This is a genomic window from Actinomycetospora succinea, from assembly GCF_004363095.1.
GTDB lineage: Bacteria > Actinomycetota > Actinomycetes > Mycobacteriales > Pseudonocardiaceae > Actinomycetospora > Actinomycetospora succinea.
Map to the genome: position 1 here is coordinate 990,640 of NZ_SNYO01000001.1, position 18,194 is coordinate 1,008,833.

At 72.4% G+C, this 18,194-nt stretch carries 22 protein-coding genes; 7 read left to right on the forward strand and 15 right to left on the reverse strand.

The genetic code is table 11. From position 1 onward, the window contains the following. Window position 1 precedes the first annotated feature (1 nt). Together EV188_RS04705 and EV188_RS04710 are read right to left on the reverse strand one after the other, a co-directional pair. Window positions 2-712: a DUF1326 domain-containing protein gene (locus tag EV188_RS04705; protein ID WP_208113974.1), complete on the reverse strand. Its 711-nt coding sequence runs from the start codon at window positions 710-712 to the stop codon at window positions 2-4. A gap of 52 nt (window positions 713-764) precedes the next feature. After that, complete coding sequence (locus EV188_RS04710) at window positions 765-1,298, reverse strand: ArsI/CadI family heavy metal resistance metalloenzyme (protein ID WP_133825010.1); 534 nt, start codon at window positions 1,296-1,298, stop codon at window positions 765-767. 70 nt (window positions 1,299-1,368) lie between these two features. Here EV188_RS04710 and EV188_RS04715 point away from each other — a divergent pair, with 70 nt between their 5' ends. After that, complete coding sequence (locus EV188_RS04715) at window positions 1,369-1,704, forward strand: ArsR/SmtB family transcription factor (protein ID WP_133825011.1); 336 nt, start codon at window positions 1,369-1,371, stop codon at window positions 1,702-1,704. Then, entirely contained in the window at window positions 1,701-2,798 is a 1,098-nt protein-coding gene (locus EV188_RS04720) for an MFS transporter (protein ID WP_166659709.1), read from the forward strand. The genes EV188_RS04715 and EV188_RS04720 overlap by 4 nt, the downstream gene beginning before the upstream one ends. A 2-nt stretch (window positions 2,799-2,800) precedes the next feature. Here EV188_RS04720 and EV188_RS31365 read toward each other — a convergent pair whose 3' ends face one another. Then, window positions 2,801-3,187, reverse strand: coding sequence for an NUDIX hydrolase (locus tag EV188_RS31365; RefSeq protein WP_166659710.1), 387 nt, complete (start codon window positions 3,185-3,187; stop codon window positions 2,801-2,803). A 37-nt stretch (window positions 3,188-3,224) separates the two neighbouring features. Here EV188_RS31365 and EV188_RS04730 point away from each other — a divergent pair, with 37 nt between their 5' ends. The 3 genes from EV188_RS04730 to fdhA all read left to right on the forward strand — a co-directional run bounded on the left by EV188_RS04730 (window position 3,225) and on the right by fdhA (window position 5,587). Continuing rightward, a complete protein-coding gene (locus EV188_RS04730; RefSeq protein WP_166659711.1) occupies window positions 3,225-3,836 on the forward strand; it encodes a phosphatase PAP2 family protein in 612 nt (203 codons plus the stop codon). Further along, window positions 3,833-4,294, forward strand: a complete 462-nt coding sequence (locus EV188_RS04735) for a hypothetical protein (protein ID WP_133825015.1) — start codon at window positions 3,833-3,835, stop codon at window positions 4,292-4,294. Before EV188_RS04730 ends, EV188_RS04735 begins: the two co-directional genes overlap by 4 nt. 78 nt (window positions 4,295-4,372) lie before the next feature. Beyond that, window positions 4,373-5,587 carry a formaldehyde dehydrogenase, glutathione-independent gene (fdhA, locus tag EV188_RS04740; protein ID WP_208113975.1) on the forward strand — a complete coding sequence of 405 codons (1,215 nt, stop codon included), beginning with the start codon at window positions 4,373-4,375 and terminating at the stop codon, window positions 5,585-5,587. A gap of 24 nt (window positions 5,588-5,611) precedes the next feature. Here the strand turns inward: fdhA and EV188_RS04745 are convergent, their stop codons facing one another. From EV188_RS04745 to EV188_RS04800, 12 genes are all read right to left on the reverse strand, one after another. Continuing rightward, the gene (locus EV188_RS04745) at window positions 5,612-6,679 is read right to left on the reverse strand and encodes a sodium:calcium antiporter (RefSeq protein ID WP_133825016.1); all 1,068 of its coding nucleotides are present in this window, start codon (window positions 6,677-6,679) and stop codon (window positions 5,612-5,614) included. Between the two features lie 7 nt (window positions 6,680-6,686). Beyond that, on the reverse strand, window positions 6,687-7,286 hold the full coding sequence (locus tag EV188_RS04750; protein WP_166659712.1) for a TMEM165/GDT1 family protein: 600 nt from the start codon (window positions 7,284-7,286) through the stop codon (window positions 6,687-6,689). A gap of 48 nt (window positions 7,287-7,334) precedes the next feature. Continuing rightward, the gene (gene pqqE, locus EV188_RS04755; RefSeq protein ID WP_243741468.1) at window positions 7,335-8,471 is read right to left on the reverse strand and encodes a pyrroloquinoline quinone biosynthesis protein PqqE; all 1,137 of its coding nucleotides are present in this window, start codon (window positions 8,469-8,471) and stop codon (window positions 7,335-7,337) included. Next, window positions 8,464-8,745, reverse strand: a complete 282-nt coding sequence (gene pqqD, locus EV188_RS04760) for a pyrroloquinoline quinone biosynthesis peptide chaperone PqqD (RefSeq protein WP_133825018.1) — start codon at window positions 8,743-8,745, stop codon at window positions 8,464-8,466. The genes pqqE and pqqD overlap by 8 nt, the downstream gene beginning before the upstream one ends. Further along, window positions 8,742-9,476, reverse strand: coding sequence for a pyrroloquinoline-quinone synthase PqqC (gene pqqC, locus EV188_RS04765; protein ID WP_133825019.1), 735 nt, complete (start codon window positions 9,474-9,476; stop codon window positions 8,742-8,744). Before pqqC ends, pqqD begins: the two co-directional genes overlap by 4 nt. Before the next feature lie 8 nt (window positions 9,477-9,484). Continuing rightward, window positions 9,485-10,426: a pyrroloquinoline quinone biosynthesis protein PqqB gene (gene pqqB, locus EV188_RS04770; protein WP_133825020.1), complete on the reverse strand. Its 942-nt coding sequence runs from the start codon at window positions 10,424-10,426 to the stop codon at window positions 9,485-9,487. 87 nt (window positions 10,427-10,513) lie between these two features. Then, window positions 10,514-10,606, reverse strand: coding sequence for a pyrroloquinoline quinone precursor peptide PqqA (pqqA, locus tag EV188_RS04775; RefSeq protein WP_133825021.1), 93 nt, complete (start codon window positions 10,604-10,606; stop codon window positions 10,514-10,516). 74 nt (window positions 10,607-10,680) lie between these two features. Continuing rightward, complete coding sequence (locus EV188_RS04780) at window positions 10,681-11,445, reverse strand: ribonucleotide-diphosphate reductase subunit beta (RefSeq protein WP_133825022.1); 765 nt, start codon at window positions 11,443-11,445, stop codon at window positions 10,681-10,683. 13 nt (window positions 11,446-11,458) lie between these two features. Further along, window positions 11,459-11,674: a rubredoxin gene (gene rd, locus EV188_RS04785; protein ID WP_133825023.1), complete on the reverse strand. Its 216-nt coding sequence runs from the start codon at window positions 11,672-11,674 to the stop codon at window positions 11,459-11,461. A gap of 94 nt (window positions 11,675-11,768) precedes the next feature. Next, window positions 11,769-11,858, reverse strand: a complete 90-nt coding sequence (gene pqqA / locus EV188_RS04790; RefSeq protein ID WP_133825024.1) for a pyrroloquinoline quinone precursor peptide PqqA — start codon at window positions 11,856-11,858, stop codon at window positions 11,769-11,771. A 57-nt stretch (window positions 11,859-11,915) separates the two neighbouring features. Further along, complete coding sequence (locus EV188_RS04795; RefSeq protein ID WP_133825025.1) at window positions 11,916-13,607, reverse strand: PQQ-dependent dehydrogenase, methanol/ethanol family; 1,692 nt, start codon at window positions 13,605-13,607, stop codon at window positions 11,916-11,918. Window positions 13,608-13,643: 36 nt separating this feature from the next. Continuing rightward, window positions 13,644-14,102: an MSMEG_3727 family PQQ-associated protein gene (locus EV188_RS04800; RefSeq protein ID WP_133825026.1), complete on the reverse strand. Its 459-nt coding sequence runs from the start codon at window positions 14,100-14,102 to the stop codon at window positions 13,644-13,646. Window positions 14,103-14,637: 535 nt separating this feature from the next. On the opposite strand from EV188_RS04800, the gene EV188_RS04805 reads away from it, so the two are divergent. Both EV188_RS04805 and EV188_RS04810 read left to right on the forward strand, forming a co-directional pair. Then, window positions 14,638-15,396, forward strand: coding sequence for a hypothetical protein (locus EV188_RS04805; RefSeq protein WP_133825027.1), 759 nt, complete (start codon window positions 14,638-14,640; stop codon window positions 15,394-15,396). 81 nt (window positions 15,397-15,477) lie between these two features. After that, window positions 15,478-18,177, forward strand: a complete 2,700-nt coding sequence (locus tag EV188_RS04810) for an FtsK/SpoIIIE family DNA translocase (RefSeq protein ID WP_133825028.1) — start codon at window positions 15,478-15,480, stop codon at window positions 18,175-18,177. The last annotated feature ends 17 nt before the right edge of the window (window positions 18,178-18,194 follow it).

Below are 18,194 nucleotides of genomic sequence, written 5' to 3' on the forward strand. Positions count from 1 at the left end.
TTCAGGCTGCCCACGAGAAGTCCGCGTGCGAGACGCCGGTCTTTCCCTCGTACCGGATCCCGAAGGCGTCGATGTGGGAACGCGTGGCCTCGGCCATCGTCAGGTCCGACGCCACCGGGTGGAACATGCCCGAGAACTTCACGGGTTCGGCGATCTCCTTGCCGAACGGCACGATGTCCTCGATCTCGAAGTCGATTCCTCCGGACACGTGCACCGAATGCCGCAGGCCGTCGTGGTCGATCTCGATCGTGGCGCGCTCCGGCCCTAGGATCTCGCCGACGAGCGGCCCGAGTCCGGCCATCGGCCCGCCGAGCTGCCCACCGAACACCGCGACGAGGCGATCGAACTGGGCGTCGTCGGCCCGGTCGTCGACGAACACGCCGACGCGCCAGTTGCCCTCGGTCATCACCTTCGGGGTGTCGATGATGATGACGACCTTGCAGCCGGCGACGTCGGTGCCCTCGATCGATCCTTCGCGGATGTCGAACGCCAGGCTCGCGCGGCAGAAATCATAGGTCGCCCCGTGGTCCAGCGAGAGGTTGCAGGGACACATCAACTCGCAGGAACACGTCTCCACGTACTGTCCGCGCAGGTTCCACGACATCGTCGCACCCCGTTCGACCACCGAAAGGGAAACGACTGTCCTGCGCGCGGTTGATCGAGTCAAGGCGGGAATGGGCCTCGGGTCCGACTCGTCATTCTTTCCGGACAATTCTCCTGTCGGGGATCGGCATGCCCAGGCCGGGACGCCGTCGTCCCAGGGGTCACGCGACGCACCCGCAGCCTGCGGCGGTCTTGGCCTCGGTGGCGGTCACGCCGGGCTCGGTCGCTGCCTCCTCGCCGGAGCAGCACGCGGCGACCCCGCAACAGCCCGTCTGTCCGGTGGCGCCGTCGGGCATCGCGCTGATGGTGCCGTCGGCGCCGTAGACCTGGGAGTCCTCCGTGACCGTGTAGACCTCCCACGGCTCGCCGCCCGGTCCCTGCACCCACACCTTGTCCTGGCGGGCGTAGCAGCAGGTGGTGTCGTCCTCGACCTGCGTGGACAGGCCGAGGCCGGACAGGCGCACGGCGGCGTCGTGGACCTCGTCGGTGGTCCCCACCTCGACGCCGAGGTGATCCATCACCGTCGGGCGGTCGGGCCCGCCCTCGAGCAGGACGAGCTTGAGCGGCGGGTCGGCGACCGCGAAGTTGGCGTAGCCGGGCCGGCGCTTGGCCGGCTCGACACCGAAGAGCCGGCGGTAGAAGCGGATCGAGCCCTCCAGGTCGGAGACCCGCAGGGCGAGCTGGACGCGGGACATGATGCCTCCTGATTCGATGACTGTCGAAGCAGAGGTTGCTCGCTGATTCGACGGTCGTCAAGATAGGAGCGTGTCGAGTCCGGAAGCCGTCGTGTGCTGTGCCCCGCTCGTCCGCGACCCCCTGTCGGCCGAGCAGTCGGTCGACCTGGCGCGGGTGTTCAAGGCGATGGGCGACCCGGTGCGCCTGCGGCTGCTCTCGCTCATCGCGTCGCATGCCGGCGGCGAGGCGTGCGTGTGCGACCTGACCGACGTGTTCGACCTGTCCGGGCCCACGATCAGCCACCACCTCAAGGTGCTGCGCGAGGCCGGGCTGATCACCGGCGAGCGCCGCGGGACCTGGATCTACTACCGGGTGTGCCCGGACCTGCTCGCCCGGGCCTCCGCGGTGCTCGTGCCGGACCGGTGAGCACGGCCCGGGCGCTCACGGGCGCCGTCCTGCTCGACCTCGCGGTCAGCCCGCTCTTCGCGTGGGACGTCGTCACCGGCGTCCTGGGTCGCGAGCTCGGCGTCGGGCACGCGGTGCTGGCGGGCGTGTTCTCGGTCGGCCTGCTCGCCTTCATGCTGGGCGTCCTGCTCGGGGGACGGGCCGCCGACGCCGTCGCACCCCGCCGGCTCGCCCTCGTCGCGCTCGCCGGCACCGTGCTCGGGCTGCTGGGCAGCGCCGCGGCGTCGTCGGTGGTCGTGCTGTTCCTGACCTTCGGCGTGCTGGTCGGGGGGTCCACCGGGCTCGGCTACGCCACCGCGGTGCGCGTGGCCGGCACCGTCGCGTCCGGGCGCGGCCTCGCCCTCGGGCTGGTCGTCAGCGCCTACGCGGCGGGCACGGCGGTGCTCGCGCCGGTGGTGTCGTCGCTGGTCGGCGCGGTCGGGCGCGCCGCGACGTTCGTCGTGCTGGCCGCCGCGCTCGGCGTCCTCCTGGCCGTCGCCGCGGTCCTCGTGCCCGGAGAACGACCCGCGCGCACCACGCGGGAGAAGGCGCGTGCGACCCGGCCCGTCGTCGCGCTCTGGCTGGCGTTCGGCCTCGGCAGCGCGCCGGGCCTCGCCGCGTTCGCGCAGGCCGGGAACCTGTCCGGCGCGGCGGTCGCGCTCGCGGTCGCGCTGCTCAACGTCGGCAACTTCGCCGGCCGTCTCGTCGCGGGACCGCTCTCCGACCGCGTCGGCCGGCGCGCCGCCCTGCACGCGAACTCGGGGCTGCTGGTGCTCGCGTGCGTCCCGCTCGCGACCGGCGCCACGGGACCGGTCGCCCTCGTCGCGCTGCTCCTGCTCGGCACGCAGTACGGCGCGCTGTCGGCGCTGATCCCCGCCGCGACCTCCGACGTCGTGCCGCCCGAGCGCTTCGGCACCACTTACGGCCGGGTGTTCACGGGCTGGGGCGTCGCGGGCCTCGTCGCGCCCGTCACCGCGGCGGGCGTCGCCGGCCTCGTCGGGTACGGCGTGGTCTACGCCGGCTTCCTCGGGCTCGCGGCGCTGAGCTGGGCGTGCGTGGCGGCGTACGCGCGGTGAGCTCAGCGCCGGCGGATCGTCTTCTCCAGGTGCAGGCGCACCGGCGCCCAGAGGTCCGGCAGCACCATGTCGACCTGGTCGTGGAGGTACCAGCCGGCACGCACGCTCTCGGGGATCTCCTCGGGGTCGACCTCGTGGACCGGGCGCGCCGCGACGTAGATCGTGGCGATGCCGTCGTGGTTGAAGCGCCCGAGCTGCCGGCCCGCGCGGATCTCGACCCCGGTCTCCTCGCGGCAGCCGCGCTCGGCGGTCGCGCCCGGCGACTCCTTGTCCTGGGGGCGCCCGCCGGGCAGGACCGCCGGGGGCATCTCGCCGGGCCGGTGGACGAGCAGCAGCCGCCCGGGAGGGGCCGTCACCACGGCCAGCACGAGGTGCACCTGCCGACTCACGGGTCCTCCCTCCGTCCGGGGGCCTAGGCTACGGCGGGTGACCACCGCTGACGCCGCCGAGGTGACCACGCCCGCCCGGCGGGTCGCCGCCCGCGTCACCACCGCCACCTCCCCGACCCTCCTGCTCGCCGTGCTGTACCCGATCGTCGGGGCGCTCGCCGCGGGCCCGGTGGGCGTGGCGTGGTCGCTGGTCGGGATGCTGTTCACCGTGGCGATCCCGGCGTTCATCGTCGACCGCGGGGTGCGGTCCGGGCGCTACACCGACCACCACCTGCGCGAGCGCGAGCAGCGCGCCGTGCCGCTGGGCCTGGCCGCGGCGTCGGTCGCGCTCGGCGTGGTCGTGCTGCTCGTGGCGGGCGCGCCCCGGCCGATCAGCGCCCTGCAGATCGCGGTGCTCGCGACCCTCGCCGTCGCCACCGCGATCACCCTCGTCTGGAAGGTCAGTTTCCACGTCGCCGTCGTGGGTGCCGCCGCGGCCGTGCTGACGCTGCTCGGCGGCGGGTGGTGGGCGCTGTCCTGGCTCGCGGTCCCGGTGGTGGGCTGGGCGCGGCTCGTGCTGCGGGCGCACACGGTCACGCAGGTCGTCGCCGGCCTCGTCGTCGGGGCCGGGGTGACGACGGCGGTGCTCGCCCTGGCCGGGGTGCCGTGAGGGGCCTGCGGGTCGAGGCGCGGCCCGACGGCGCCGCGCAGGTGGCGCGCTACGGGCCCCTGCGGCGACTGCGGGAGGTCGCGCTGACCGAGCGGGCCGTCGAGATCCGCGCGGGGCGGGATCGGCTCGTGATCCCGTGGGAGCAGGTGGGCGCGGTCCGTTCCCACGGGCCCGAGGACGCCGACGGGCGCCCGCGCCGGATCGCGCTCGACGTCCTCGGCGTGCCCGTGGAAGACGGAGCGCAGCGGAGCTCGACCCGGGAACCGGGCGCCCTGCTCGACCGCCTGACGGCCGGCCCGGCCGGGCGCCCGGGAGATCGGAGGACCCTCGTCCTGCCCACCGCCGGGCTGGCCGCGGACCCGGCGATGCTCCTCGCGGCGCTCGACCACTACCGCGAGCTACCCGCGGAACGCACACATCTCGCGGATCACGACTGGGCTTCGCGTCCGACCCACTGACGACGGGTCCGGCGAGGGGGATCGCCTCGTGCGACCGCACGAGTGACGTGGATCACCCACCGTCGCAGAATCGGGGGGATGAAGGCTGTCGCGTACATCGAACCGATGAAGGTCGAGATCCAGGACATCGAGGACCCGAGCCTGGAGCTCAAGGACGGACCGGGGGTGAACCCGGCCAACGTGGGACGCCAGTGTCCCCACGGCGTGATCCTCAAGCTGGTCGCCACGAACATCTGCGGCTCCGACCAGCACATGGTCCGCGGCCGCACCACCGCGCCGCCCGGCCTGATCCTCGGGCACGAGATCACGGGTGAGGTCGTCGAGGTCGGCCGCGACGTCGAGTTCATCCAGCAGGGCGACCTCGTCTCCGCCCCGTTCAACATCGCCTGCGGGCGCTGCCGGATGTGCAAGGAGGGGCACACCGGGGTCTGCCTCAACGTCAACCCCGACCGCCCGGGCTCGGCCTACGGCTACGTCGACATGGGCGGCTGGCAGGGCGGGCAGGCCGAGTACGTCATGGTCCCGTACGCCGACTGGAACCTGCTGAAGTTCCCCGACAAGGCGCAGGCGATGGAGAAGATCCTCGACCTGACGATGCTGTCGGACATCTTCCCCACCGGCTACCACGGCTGCGTGACCGCCGGGGTGACCACCGGGTCGACGGTCTACATCGCGGGCGCCGGACCGGTCGGGCTCGCGGCCGCGGCGTCGGCGAAGCTGCTCGGCGCCGCCGCGGTGATCGTCGGCGACATGAACGAGGAGCGACTGCGGCACGCGCGGGACGTGATCGGCGCCGAGACCGTGGACCTCACCCAGGAGGGCTCGCTCCCGGACAAGCTCGAGCAGATCGTCGGCGAGCCCGTGGTGGACGCCGCGGTCGACGCGGTCGGCTTCGAGGCCCGCGGCCACGGCAAGGACTCCGACCACGAGCAGCCGGCGACGGTCCTGAACTCGATCATGGAGATCACGCGGGCGGCCGGGAAGCTCGGCATCCCCGGCCTCTACGTCACCGGCGACCCGGGGGCGGCGGACGACGCGGCCAAGGAGGGCAGCCTCTCGATCCGCATCGGCCTGGGCTGGGCGAAGTCGCACGCGTTCACCACCGGCCAGTGCCCGGTCATGCGCTACCACCGCCAGCTGATGAACGCGATCCTGCGCGACCGGGTGCAGATCGGGAAGGCGGTCAACGCGACCGTCATCTCGCTCGACGACGCCCCGCAGGGCTACGCCCAGTTCGACTCGGGGGTCGCGAAGAAGTTCGTCATCGATCCGCACGGCTCGATCGCGGCCTGATCAGCCCGGCGGCCCGGTCGGCCCTCACGAGTCGACCGGGACCCCGCCGAAGAACACGAGGCTGACCAGGAAGTACGCGATGTAGGCGGTGAGCAGGACGACGCCGTGCCGGCGGCGCAGACGGCCGGTCGCCAGGAAGACCGCCGAGGTCGCCGTCATCAGCACGAGCACCGGCAGGTGCCAGCGCACGACCTCGGGCGGGACGAGGACCGCGCCGCCGGCGAGCAGGAGGATCCCGAGCTTGCCGGTCACCGAGAACACGACGCTGCCGACGACGTTGGCGACGCCGATCTCGGGCGCGCCGCGGCGGGCGGGCTCCGCGGTGAGCAGGAGGTCCTCGAGCGACAGGGCGAGCGTCGCGATCGTGACGCCGAAGACCGTGCCCGAGAGGGCGAACTCGTCGAGGATGCCCTCGGTGCCCGCCCCGGCGACCGCGGCGCCGACGACGAGCCCGGCGAGGGCGAGGACGGCGAGGGCCACGGAGCCGACGGGGGAGTGCTGCCGGGCGCGGAGGAAGCCGCGGTCGACGCCCGGCGGTGGCTCGCCGCGGGGCCCGGCGGGCTCGTCGCCACGCCCACGCCGCGACGCGACCCCGCCGCCGAGGGTGACGCGGTCGATCTGCTCGTAGAGCGCGGCGTCGCGCCAGACCGGGCGGCGGGCCGTGTACTCGCGCAGCGCGATCCAGCCGACGAACGCACCGAAGAGCACCAGCAGCGCGACCCCGGCGGCGGGCGTCAGCGTCCCGGTGAGCGCGAGCGCGTACATCACCATCGGGGCGCCGACGTAGAGGCCGAGGTAGTCGCGCGGCACCTCGACCGCGGTCGGCGCGATGATCGCGGCGAGGGCGAGCACCAGGCCGGGCATGGCGATCGTCGTGCCGACGACGGTGCCGAGCGCCACCTCGTGCAGGTCCTCGAGCCCCAGCGCGAGGCCGAACGCGAGGTCGTCGAACTCGATGCCGGTGAACACCACCGCGACGAGGAACAGCGAGATCGCCCACCGGCTCGCCACCCCGACGAGGTGGCCGATGAGCTTCTCGGCGCAGTAGACGAGGACGGCGACACCGAGGACGAACTCGACGATCGGGATCACGGGTGTGTCAGCCGCGGATCGCGGAGATCGCGCTGATCACGGCGAGCACGACCATGATCCCGCCGGCCACCCACGCCACCCACTTCACCGGGACGATCTGACGCAGCCGGTTGCCGCCGTACACGGCGAGGGCGGACACGGCCCAGAGGCCGAGGAGCGCCCCGATGCCGACGAGCAGCGGGTCGTCGTACTGCGCGGTCAGCGTCGCGGTGAGGATCTGGGAGGGGTCGGCGAGCTCCGAGAGCGCCGTGATCCCGAACGCCGTGGCCACGACGGCCCACCGCGTCCGCGGGGCTTCCCGCTCCTCGTCGTCGTCGTCATCGTCGTCATCGTCGTCGTCCTCCATGCCCTCGCGGATCGTGAGGAAGGCGCCGAGCAGGAACATCACCGCGAGGATCGCCTCGAGGGGACGCTCCGGGAGCAGGCCGACGAGGCTGCCCGCCGCCACGGCGATGCCGACGTGCACGAGCATCCCGGCGCAGACGCCGAGCAGCACCCAGCGGGCCGGGAACCGGGTGGCGAGCACGAGCGTGACCAGCCCGCTCGTGTCCGCGACCTCCGCCAGGGCGATGATGACGAAGGTGATCGCGACCACGGACACGAGCACCTGAGTACGGCACGCGGCACCGGTCCGCAAGGACGGGACGCCAGGGGGTCAGTCCGCGCGGTGAGGGCGGACCGAGACCTCCGGCATCGGGACCAGCACGGGCTCGCGCGACGACCCCGCGGCCGGCGCGGCGGCCGGGTCGTTGGCGGCCGCCACCGCCTCGTCGACGATGTGGCGGTCGGGGGAGAGGACGCAGACCGGGTCGGTGCGGTGCATGTCGCCGGTCAGCTGGAACGCCTGGCAGCGGCAGCCGCCGAGGTCGACCTCGCGGCGGTCGCAGCTGCGGCACGGGTCGGGCATCCAGTCGGTGCCGCGGAACGCGGTGAACAGCGGTGAGGAGCGCCAGATCCAGGACAGGTCGTGCTCGCGGACGTTGGCCCGCGGCAGCGGCAGCTCGTGGGCCGACAGGCAGGGCCACGCGTTGCCCTCGGGTCCGACGACGAGCTGCCGGGAGCCCCAGCCGCCCATGCACGGCTTGGGATACTGGCTGTAGTAGTCCGGGATGACGTAGATGACGTCGGTGCGCCCCCGCAGGCGCTCCCGGGCCTCGCGGCTGACCTTCTCGGCGTGCTCGAGCTGCTCGCGGCTCGGCAGCAGCGCCTCGCGGTTGCGCAGCGCCCACCCGTAGTACTGGGTGTTGGCCAGCTCGACGCGGTCGGCCTCGAGCTCCTCGACCCACTCGAGGATCGCGCCGATCCGGTCGATGTTCTGCCGGTGCAGCACGACGTTGAGGGTCAGCGGCCAGCCCAGCTCCTTGACCAGCCGGGCCGCCTCGATCTTCTTCTCGAACGAGGAGATGCCGGCGAGGCGGTCGGAGAGCACCGGCTCGTCGGCCTGGATGCTGACCTGGACGTGGTCGAGACCGGCGTCGCGCAGCGCCTCCGCACGTGGCCGCGAGAGGCCGATCGCGCTGGTCACGAGGTTCGTGTACATCCCGAGCCCGCTCGCGTGGCCCACGAGGTCGACGAGGTCGCGGCGCAGCAGCGGCTCGCCGCCGGAGAAGTGGCCCTGCAGGACGCCGAGGTCGGCGGCCTCGTCGAGCACCCGGCGCCACTCGTCGGTCGAGAGCTCCGCGGAGCGCTTGGTGAGCTCCAGCGGGTTGGAGCAGTAGGAGCACGACAGCGGGCACGCGTGGGTGAGCTCGGCGAGCACGCCGAGGGGGCCGTCCAGCGTCACGTCAGGCATGGTCGATCTCCACCCAGCGCCGGCTGACGAGCTTGGCGAGGAAGGCCTCCACCTCGTCGTCGACGACGCGGTCGTACCGGCGGCCGAGCTCGTCGACGATCTCGGCGACGCTGCGCGCGCCGTCGCAGAGCGCGAGGATGTCGGCGCCGGTGGGGTTGAGCACCACGACCGTCTCGGGCCCGAGCAGCACCTGCCGCTCGCGCGCGGAGTCGTAGCGCGTCTTGACGAACCGGGCGAGCTTCGGCCGCCCGGTGCGCGGGACCGTGCTGGTCACGAGGGGTACGCCTTGTCAGCCGGGTAAGCAACATCGATGGCGTCCATCATGCTCCAGAGCACGTCGTTCTTGAACGCCAGCGCGGCGACCGCGGCGTCCTGCGACTCGGCGGTGCGGCAGTGCTCCTTGACGATCTCCAGCGCGTGCTCGGAGTCGCGCGGCGCCTGGTGGAGCCGGTTGCGGAAGTAGTCGAGGCCGTCCTTGTCGATCCACGTGTAGTGCTTCTCGAAGGCCGCGAGGCGCTCGGCCATGAGGCCCGGCGCGAACAGCTCGGTGAGCGACGACGCGACCGCCTCGACCCACGGGCTCGTGCGCGCGAACGTCACGTAGGCGCCGACGGCGAACCGCACGCCCGGGACGATGTGGCGCCCGTCCTCCATCTCGGCCCGGGTCAGGCCGCAGGCCTCGCCGAGGCGCAGCCACGCCTCGATGCCGCCCTCGGTGGTGTCGGTGCCGTCGTGGTCGGTGATCCGGCGGATCCAGCGCCGGCGGATCTCGCGGTCGGGGCAGTTGCCGAGGATCGCGGCGTCCTTGCGCGGGATCGCCTCCTGGTAGCAGAAGCGGTTGGCCACCCAGCCCCGGATCTGCTCCGGCGACAGGTCGCCGGCGTTCATGCGCACGTGGAAGTCGTGCTCGCTGTGGTAGCGCGTGGCCTGGGAGCGCAGTCGCTCGACCAGGGCCTCGGGGTCGACGGCGCTGCTGGTGCCGTTGGTCGCGTGGGTGACCGTCATGCCGCTCCTCAGACCTCCACCTCGAGCCCGTCGAGGGCGATCTCCACCCCGCGGGCGGCGACCGTCGCGTACTCGGGGGAGTCCTCGAGCAGCATCGGGTTCGTGTTGTTGATGTGCACGTAGATCTTGCGTTCGGCCGGGAGGCCGGCGAGCACCGCGAGGCTCCCGTCCGGCCCGTCGACGGCCATGTGGCCCATGTCGTGGGCGGTCTTCGACGCGAGCCCCAGCCGGATCATCTCGTCGTCGGTCCACGTCGTGCCGTCGACCAGGACGACGTCCGCGCCCGCCAGCTCCTCGTGCACCGCAGGGGTGACCTCCTGGACGCCGGGCAGGTACACCGCGCTGCGCCCGGATGCGGTGTCGGTGAACCGGTAGCCCACCACGCGGCCGACGTCCTCGGTGCCACCACCGAACCGGGCCTTCTTCACCGTCGGCACGTCGAACGCCGTGTAGGTCAGCCCCTCGCCGAGCGCGACGGAGTCGCCGGGGACGACCCGGTGCGCCGTGACCTGCGTGTAGCGCTCGAGCGTGGACAGGAAGCCCGTGCCGCTGCGCAGGGTCTCCAGCGACGCGTCGGTGGCGTGCAGCTCGACGCCCGGGCCCTCGCGCAGCAGGAGCAGTCCCATCGTGTGGTCGAGCTCGGCGTCGGTGAGCAGGACGGCGGCGAGAGGGCTGTCGCGCTTCGAGCTGTGTCCGGCCTCCGGCGCGGCAGCTCCGCTGCGCTTCGTGCCGCCTGGCCGCAGCTTCGGGAACGCCTCGATCTGGGCTCGCAGGTCGGGGGAGGCGTTGACGAGGAACCACGTCGTGCGGTCGGCGCTGACGGCGATCGACGACTGCGTCCGCGGCGTCGCGGGCCGCGAGCCGTCCCGGACCGCGCGGCACCCGGGGCACCCGCAGTTCCACTGGGGGAAACCGCCGCCCGCGCCGGCGCCGAGCACCCGCAGCCACATCGCCGTTCGTCCTCCTCCGCCGCATTTCCGTCCGACAGCGACAGGGGCGCCGGAAACACGATTCCGGCGCCCCTGTCGCGCTTGTCGTCAGTCGTCGAGCTGGGCGATGTACATCGTCACCTCGGGGGCGACACCGAACTCCTCGAACTCCGGCGTCTCCCAGATGGAGAGCGACTCCATGATTGCGGCCACCTCCTCTCGATCATTGCTCGATCAACGCTACCGGGTGCGCGCTGCCGGGGCAGCGCGCGAGATCACCAGAATTTGATGCCGACGGACTTGAGGCGACGCTGGTGGAGGTGCTCGACCTTCGCGATGTCGTCCTGCGAGATGAGGTCACCCCACGCCGACGCGGCCTTCACGCCCTGCGTCAACAGTTCTTCCATCTCGTCGTCGACGATGTCCGCGCTCTGGATGACGCGGGAGCCGAAGCCGATGTGCCAGCGCTCGTCGCGCAGCACGAGCTCCATGCCCTTGTGGACACCCGGCAGCTTCACCGAGCACTGCTCGATCGTCTGGAGCAGCGCGTGCTGGCCCGCCGTGAGCACCACGCCCTCGAGGATCATGTGGTACAGCCCGACGGCCGCGGTGAGGTTGGCGTGGTCGTCGGCCACGCTCGCCGCGATCGCCGGCAGGCGCTCCTCGAACAGCTCGACGAGGGCGGGGCTGACGCGGTCGCGCAGGTGGTCGACCCGCTCGATCATGTTCGCGCCGGGGACCCCGGCGACCTCGCGCACGACCCGGTCGAAGAAGCGGGCGTGCCGCGCCTCGTCGCGGGCCTGGGCCTGGAACACCTCGCCCATCCGGTCGTCGGTGGACGCGGCCGCGTGGAACGAGGTGAGGTGGGTGGCCACCGAGGTCTCGCCGATGCAGAAGCCCGCGAGCAGGCCGAGCACCTGGTCGTACTCGTCCTGCTCGAGCTTCGGCCAGGCCTCGATGTCGGCCGTCAGGTCGATGGTGTTCTCGTCCCACTGCAGCGATTCCGCGAGCTGGGCGAAGTGGCCGTACCCGGTGATCATGTATGCAGCATCCTCACATCTCCGGGAACTCGCCCGGTTCCACCTCGCGGAAGTCCGCCTTCTCGGCGCCGCAGATCGGGCACATCCAGTCGTCGGGGATGTCCTCGAAGGGCGTCCCGGGCGGGATGCCGCTGTCGGGGTCACCCTCCTCCGGATCATAGATGAAGCCACACATTTCGCAGAGCCATCGCTTGGCCGCGGGCCGCGCCTCGGTCTGCTCGACGGACATGGGATCTCCTGACGGTTCGCCGACCCCGGGGACATCGAAACGTGGCGAAGGGGCGCCGGAACCCGTCCGGCGCCCCTTCGCGATCAGTTGTCGGTCAGTCGTCCATCTGGGCGACGTACATCGTCACCTCGGGAGCGACCCCGATCTCCTCGAACTCGGGGGCCTCCCACACGTGGAGCTCCATGTCGTGTCTCCTTCCTGTCGGCGGGTGCCGACGTGACGCTTCTTCTGCGGGGACGGACTAGCTCTCGGGCAGGGCGAAGCAGAACAGCGCGTCGCCGGCGGCCGCGCCGAGCAGCCCGGGCAGGAAGCCCTCGACCCAGCCGCCCCACCCGGTGGGGACCGCGATGTACTGGCGTCCGTCGACCTCGTACGTCATCGGGCTCGAGTGGTGCCCGCTGCCGCACTGGAACGACCAGAGCTTCTCGCCGGTCTCCGCGTTGAGCGCGACGAACTCACCGGTCGGCGTGCCCTGGAACACCAGGTTGCCCGCCGTGGTCAGCGTCGAGGCGCACATCGGGTACTCGTTGTTCCAGCGCCACTTCTCCTCGCCCGTCACCGGGTCGATGGCGGCGGTGTAGCCATAGAAGTCGTCGAGGTCGACGGCCACGCCCGCGCCCCAGTAGGGGATGCTCTCCTTGAACTCGCGGCGCCGGCGGGTCGCCGTCGCCCCGACCTCCTGGACGGGCACGTAGATCAACCCGGTGGCCGGGTTGTAGGACATGTGCGTCCATTCCTTGCCACCGGCCGGCCCCGGCCAGAAGTGCACCGGGACGCCCTCCTCCTCCGGGTACACCTTCGGCGTGACCTTGCCGTCCGGCTCGATCTCGCCCCAGGTGATGCGGTCGACGAAGGGGAAGACGCGGATCAGCTCACCGTTGGTCCGGTCGAGGACGAAGAAGTAGCCGTTCTTGTCCGCGTGGGCGAGCAGCTTGCGCCCGTCCGGAGCGTCGAAGAGCAGGTTCTCCATCGTCGAGTCGTAGTCCCACAGGTCGTGGGGGGTGAACTGGTAGTGCCACTGGATGGTCCCGGAGTTCACGTCCACCGCGACGACGCTGTCGGTGTAGAGGTTGTCACCGGGGCGCACGCCGCCGTCGAAGTCCGGCGCCGGGTTGCCCGTGCCGTGGTAGAGCAGCTCGAGCTCGGGGTCGTAGGTCGGGGTGACCCAGCAGTTCGCGCCGCCGCGCTGCCACGCCTCGGCGTTCTCGTCGCCCCAGGTCTCCGAGCCGGGCTCGCCGGGCTTCGGCACCGTGTAGCAGCGCCACTGCCGCTCGCCGGTCTCGGCGTCGAAGGCGTCGATGTGGCCGCGGAGGCCGAACTCGCCGCCGGCGCTGCCGACGACGACCTTGTCCTTGACGAGCAGCGGGGCGACCGAGCCGGACTCGCCCGCGCGGACGTCGCCGTTGACGGTGTCCCACACGAGGTCGCCGGTCTGGGCGTCGAGGGCGATGAGGTGGGCGTTGAGGGTGTAGAGGTACACCTTGCCGTGGCCCACCGCGACACCGCGGTTGACGTTGCCGCAGCACAGGGAGACGTCGTACGGCGACGCCCACTTGTAGCGCCACAGCTCCTCGCCGGTGGCGGCGTCGATCGCCCACACCTTGCCGTCGGGGCCGGAGACATACATGACGCCCTCGACCACGAGCGGGGAGGCCTCGAACGAGTAGGTCGAGGCGCCGGAGTGCAGGCCGTTCATGCCGGCCTGGAACACCCACGCGGGCGTGAGCTTCTTGATGTTGTCGCTGTTGATCTGGTTCAGCGGGCTGTGCCGCTGGCCGTCGTAGCTGCCGTAGTAGGTCAGCCAGTTCGCCGGCTCCGACTTGGCGTTCTTGATGCGCTCGAAGTCGACGTTCCCGGTGGCCGGGGCCTGGCCCTTGGTGGCGCTCAGGGTCTTGTGCGGGACGGCCTCGCCGGCGTCCACGTAGTCGGTCATGTGACGTTCTTCCTCTCTACGGGCTCGACCGGGCTCTTACGGGCGCGGCTGCGGGGGACGGTCCTGCTTGGCCTGGTCGGGGACCTCGCCACCGAAGACGAGCGCGCCGGTCAGGCCGCGGCCCTCGTCGTTGCCGGTCGTGGAGCCGTAGTAGTAGGTGCCCGGGCCGGACAGCGAGAGCCGGGCCGTGCCCTTCGAGTGGTTGACCAGCCAGATGATCTTGGGGTCACCGTTGTGCGGGAGCACCGCACAGTGGGTGTTCTTGTCGTCGTTGATGAGCGTCAGCTCGACCTCGCCGCCCTCGGGGAAGACGAGGATCGAGGGCTCCCAGATCAGCTCGTCCTCCGGGATGCGCACCGTGGCGCGCATGATGCCGTCGGACCCTTTCTCGGCGTGCCCGATGCTCCCCGTGCCGAGCAGTCGGCCCAGCGCCGTCCTGTTCTGGCCGTCCAGGCCTGCAGCGGCCAGGTCCGCGTCTCGATCTGTGGACGTCATCCGACGTACCTCCTCGTGGATGCCCGGATTTCTTCTCCGTCGACGGACCCGGGCGCAGGGACGGCCGGGGGCGACGGGACGTGGCGTGCCGACGGGGGAGGTCGAGCGGGGGCGGGCTCTCTGCTGCTGCCACCGGTCCCTCGACCGTCCGGCCGACGACGTCGACCACTGGGCGGCAGGACACGTCCGTCTCACGGCGGCCGGTTGGTGCCGGGCGCCGAGCGGTGTGTGCTGAGCCACAGGCGACAGTAGGGAGCCGGTCCGACGTCGGCAAGAGGCATGCGGGGGGAATCAGATCTCGATCATGCGCATCGGGGCATGATCACCCGCGCGGCCTGCGCTGATCACCGTTCGTAGTTTTCGGCTGCGTTCCGTTCTCCGGAAACTCGGCGTGTCGGTCCGGATACGGACGGGACCTGTCCGACCGGTCGGGATCGGCGCGACGAGGTGTCGTGGATCACCGAGGCCGGGCTATGGTCGGTCGTGGGCGACGCTGCCGGCGGGGGCGGTCGGCGCCGGACGGGAGGACTATCGGGTGGGAAGGTTCGGGTCGGCCGAGGCGCTCCGATGGCTCAGCACGCACGGGGTCCACGCCGACAGCGTGGAGATGAAGACCCTGGTGGTGCCGCCCGCCGGGGCCGCGGCCGAGGCGCTCACCGGGCGCCACGGACCCACCTGGAGCGTGCGCCAGAGCTACCTCCTCGACACCGCGGACCTCGATCTCCTCCGGGCCGGCGTCGAGGTTCGCCTGCGACGCCGGGCGCGCGGGAAGTTCGACCTCGCGGTGTCCGCGCGCCGCCGCGGCACCGAGCTCGGGTGCTACCGGCCGCCCGGCGCGCGCGTCGAGTACGACGTCGTGCCCGAGGGGGTCTGGAAGGACATCGAGGTGCGTCGCGACATCGACTCGGCGATCGCCGCGTCGGTCATCGCCGGCTCGGCGAAGGCGCGGGAGCTGCTGTCCTCCACCCAGTGCACCTGGGCGTTGACCGGCGGGAACGAGACCGTCGACGACGCGCGGCTCAGTGAGCTGCGCGTCCACGGGCCGATGGTCGTGCGGCGGGTCAAGGTCGCGGCGACGGGCCTCGGTCTGCGCCGCGTCGACCTCGAGCACTTCCGGTTCCCGAGCGGGCGCGAGCTGGTGGAGCTCTCGACGCGCTGCTGCCCGCGGGAGGTGCCGGACACCGCCGCGGCGTTCGAGGCGCTGCTCGCCGAGCGGGACGTCATGGTCGCGCCGGAGTACACGACGAAGACCGCGGTGTGGCACGACGAGATCGTCGGCCGCCGGCGCGGCTGAGGGTCGCACTGATCGGTCGGTCACCCACCGGGACGCGTGTGGCTACCGGGGCTCGTGGGGCCTCCGGGCTACCGTGTGGCCATGGCCGGGCGGACCGAGACACCTGACAAGCGCGGGTCCCGCAGCCGCCCCATCACGGGCGGACGGACCCCGCGCCGCAAGGGCAGCGGTCCCGACACCGCGACCCGATCACCCCAGCAGCGACGCCCCGCGCAGGGCGGCAAGCGGCCCGCGGGGCGCTCGACCGGCAAGGGACGCGGGCCCGCGCGGCGCACCGGTCCCGGCCCCGTCGTGCGCACGCTGCGTGGCGGCTGGGTGCTCACCGCCCGCGGTCTCGGCTCCCTGGTCCGCACGCTGGGGCGCGCGCGCGACGTCGACGCCGCCCACCAGCGCGACGGCATCGCGCTCGGCCTGGTGGTGCTCGCGGTGCTCACGGCCGCGGGCGTGTGGTGGGGCGCCGGCGGGCCCGTCGGCGTCGGCCTCGACGTCGGGCTGCGCACCGTCATCGGCGCCGCGGCCCTCGTGCTGCCCGTCGTGCTGGTCGGCATCGCGGTCGTGCTGCTGCGCACCGACCCGGTGCCCGAGACCCGCCCGCGGACGGTGATCGGCGCGCTGCTGCTCGGCATCAGCGTCCTCGCCGTCTGGCACCTCGTCGTCGGGGCGCCGCGCGACCTCGCCGGGCGCCGCGACGGCGGCGGCGTCCTCGGGGCCGTGGTCGCCGACCCGCTGGCGCGCGGCGTCACCGTGTGGATCGCCGGCATCGTCCTCGTGCTGGTCGGGCTCTACGGGCTGCTCGTGCTCACCGGCACGCCGGTGCGCGAGGTCGGGGTGCGCCTGCGCGCGCTGGTCACCGGCGAGCACCCGGACGACGAGTGGGGCGGACCGGACGACGTCGACGTCGACGGGGACCCCGAGGAGGACGACGGCACCGCGCCGACCACGGCGATCCCGCGCCGCGGCCGTCGGAAGGACGCTGCGGAGGACGCGGCCGACGGCTCGGAGGATCCCGACGCCGCCGGTCACCCGGCGCGTCATCGCGACCGCAACGCCGCGGCGGTGCCGGACCTGACGACGCCTCCGGACGGTGTGCCGGCCGAGGCGCCGGCGGCAACACCGTCGAAGGCGCGCCCGAAGGCCCCGGCCCGGGTGGCCGCGCCCGTCGCAGCGCCGCCCGCCCCGCCGGAGGAGACCGAGCCCGACCCGCAGGCCGCGGCGTCGTTCAGCTCCCACCGCGAGGACGTCGACGGCGACTACCGCCTCCCGCCGCCCGACCTGCTCACGCCCGGCGAGGCGCCCAAGGCCCGCAGCGCCGCGAACGACGCGATGATCGAGGCGATCACCGGGGTCCTCGAGCAGTTCAAGGTGGACGCCGAGGTCACGGGCTTCACCCGCGGGCCGACGGTCACCCGCTACGAGGTCGAGCTCGGGCACGGCGTGAAGGTCGAGAAGATCACCGCGCTGCACCGCAACCTCGCCTACGCCGCGGCCACCGACCGCGTGCTGCTGCTCGCGCCGATCCCGGGGAAGTCGGCGGTGGGCATCGAGGTGCCCAACTCCGACCGCGAGATGGTGCGCCTCGCCGACGTGCTGAGCTCGCCGACGGCCCGCGCCGAGACCCACCCGATGGTGATCGGGCTCGGCAAGGACATCGAGGGCCGGATGGTCACGGCGAACCTCGCGAAGATGCCGCACCTGCTGGTGGCGGGGTCCACCGGCTCCGGTAAGTCCAGCTTCGTCAACTCGATGCTCGTGTCGCTGCTGTCGCGGTCGACGCCGGACGAGGTCCGGATGATCCTCATCGACCCGAAGATGGTCGAGCTGACGCCCTACGAGGGCATCCCGCACCTGATCACGCCGATCATCACCTCGCCCAAGAAGGCCGCCACGGCCCTGGCCTGGCTGGTCGAGGAGATGGAGCAGCGCTACGCGGACATGCAGGCCAACCGCGTGCGACACATCGACGACTTCAACCGGAAGGTGCGGTCGGGGGAGATCCAGGCGCCGCTCGGCTCCGAGCGGGTCTACCGGCCCTACCCGTACATCATGTGCATCGTCGACGAGCTCGCCGACCTCATGATGACCGCGCCCCGCGACGTCGAGGACGCGATCGTCCGCATCACCCAGAAGGCCCGGGCCGCCGGCATCCACCTGGTGCTCGCCACGCAGCGCCCGTCCGTCGACGTCGTCACCGGCCTGATCAAGACGAACGTGCCGTCGCGGCTGGCGTTCGCGACCTCGTCGCTGACGGACTCGCGGGTCATCCTCGACCAGCCCGGCGCCGAGAAGCTCATCGGTATGGGCGACGCGCTCTTCCTGCCCATGGGCGCGGGCAAGACGAACCGCCTGCAGGGCGCGTTCATCTCCGACGACGAGATCTCCGCGGTGGTCGAGCACTGCAAGGAGCAGGCCGACCCGCAGTACACCGAGGGCGTCACCACCGAGGCCGCGGGCGAGAAGAAGGAGATCGACCCGGACATCGGCGACGACCTCGAGCTCGTCGTCGCGGCGGCCGAGCTGATCGTCACCAGCCAGTTCGGGTCGACGTCGATGCTGCAGCGCAAGCTGCGCGTCGGGTTCGCGAAGGCCGGGCGGCTGATGGACCTGCTCGAGACCCGCGGCGTCGTCGGGCCGTCGGAGGGGTCGAAGGCCCGCGACGTGCTGTTCAAGCCCGACGAGCTGCCCGACCTCCTGGCGTCCCTGCGCGGCGAGCCGGCCCCGGCGCCGGCCGCCGACCCGGACTCGGACATCCCGCCGCCGACGGAGGACGAGGAGCGCGGGTAGCCGCGCGCGGCGGGCTC

What these genes read in the sequence shown, in the direction of transcription:
- pqqC (WP_133825019.1), bottom strand. Translation starts at nt 9,476, where the DNA reads ATGACGGTCACCCACGCGACCAACGGCACCAGCAGCGCCGTCGACCCC.
- pqqE (WP_243741468.1), bottom strand. Translation starts at nt 8,471, where the DNA reads ATGCCTGACGTGACGCTGGACGGCCCCCTCGGCGTGCTCGCCGAGCTC.
- EV188_RS04795 (WP_133825025.1), bottom strand. Translation starts at nt 13,607, where the DNA reads ATGACCGACTACGTGGACGCCGGCGAGGCCGTCCCGCACAAGACCCTG.
- pqqB (WP_133825020.1), bottom strand. Translation starts at nt 10,426, where the DNA reads ATGTGGCTGCGGGTGCTCGGCGCCGGCGCGGGCGGCGGTTTCCCCCAG.
- EV188_RS04810 (WP_133825028.1), top strand. Translation starts at nt 15,478, where the DNA reads ATGGCCGGGCGGACCGAGACACCTGACAAGCGCGGGTCCCGCAGCCGC.
- EV188_RS04800 (WP_133825026.1), bottom strand. Translation starts at nt 14,102, where the DNA reads ATGACGTCCACAGATCGAGACGCGGACCTGGCCGCTGCAGGCCTGGAC.
- EV188_RS04780 (WP_133825022.1), bottom strand. Translation starts at nt 11,445, where the DNA reads ATGATCACCGGGTACGGCCACTTCGCCCAGCTCGCGGAATCGCTGCAG.
- fdhA (WP_208113975.1), top strand. Translation starts at nt 4,373, where the DNA reads ATGAAGGCTGTCGCGTACATCGAACCGATGAAGGTCGAGATCCAGGAC.
- EV188_RS04710 (WP_133825010.1), bottom strand. Translation starts at nt 1,298, where the DNA reads ATGTCCCGCGTCCAGCTCGCCCTGCGGGTCTCCGACCTGGAGGGCTCG.
- pqqA (WP_133825024.1), bottom strand. Translation starts at nt 11,858, where the DNA reads ATGGAGCTCCACGTGTGGGAGGCCCCCGAGTTCGAGGAGATCGGGGTC.
- pqqA (WP_133825021.1), bottom strand. Translation starts at nt 10,606, where the DNA reads ATGGAGTCGCTCTCCATCTGGGAGACGCCGGAGTTCGAGGAGTTCGGT.
- rd (WP_133825023.1), bottom strand. Translation starts at nt 11,674, where the DNA reads ATGTCCGTCGAGCAGACCGAGGCGCGGCCCGCGGCCAAGCGATGGCTC.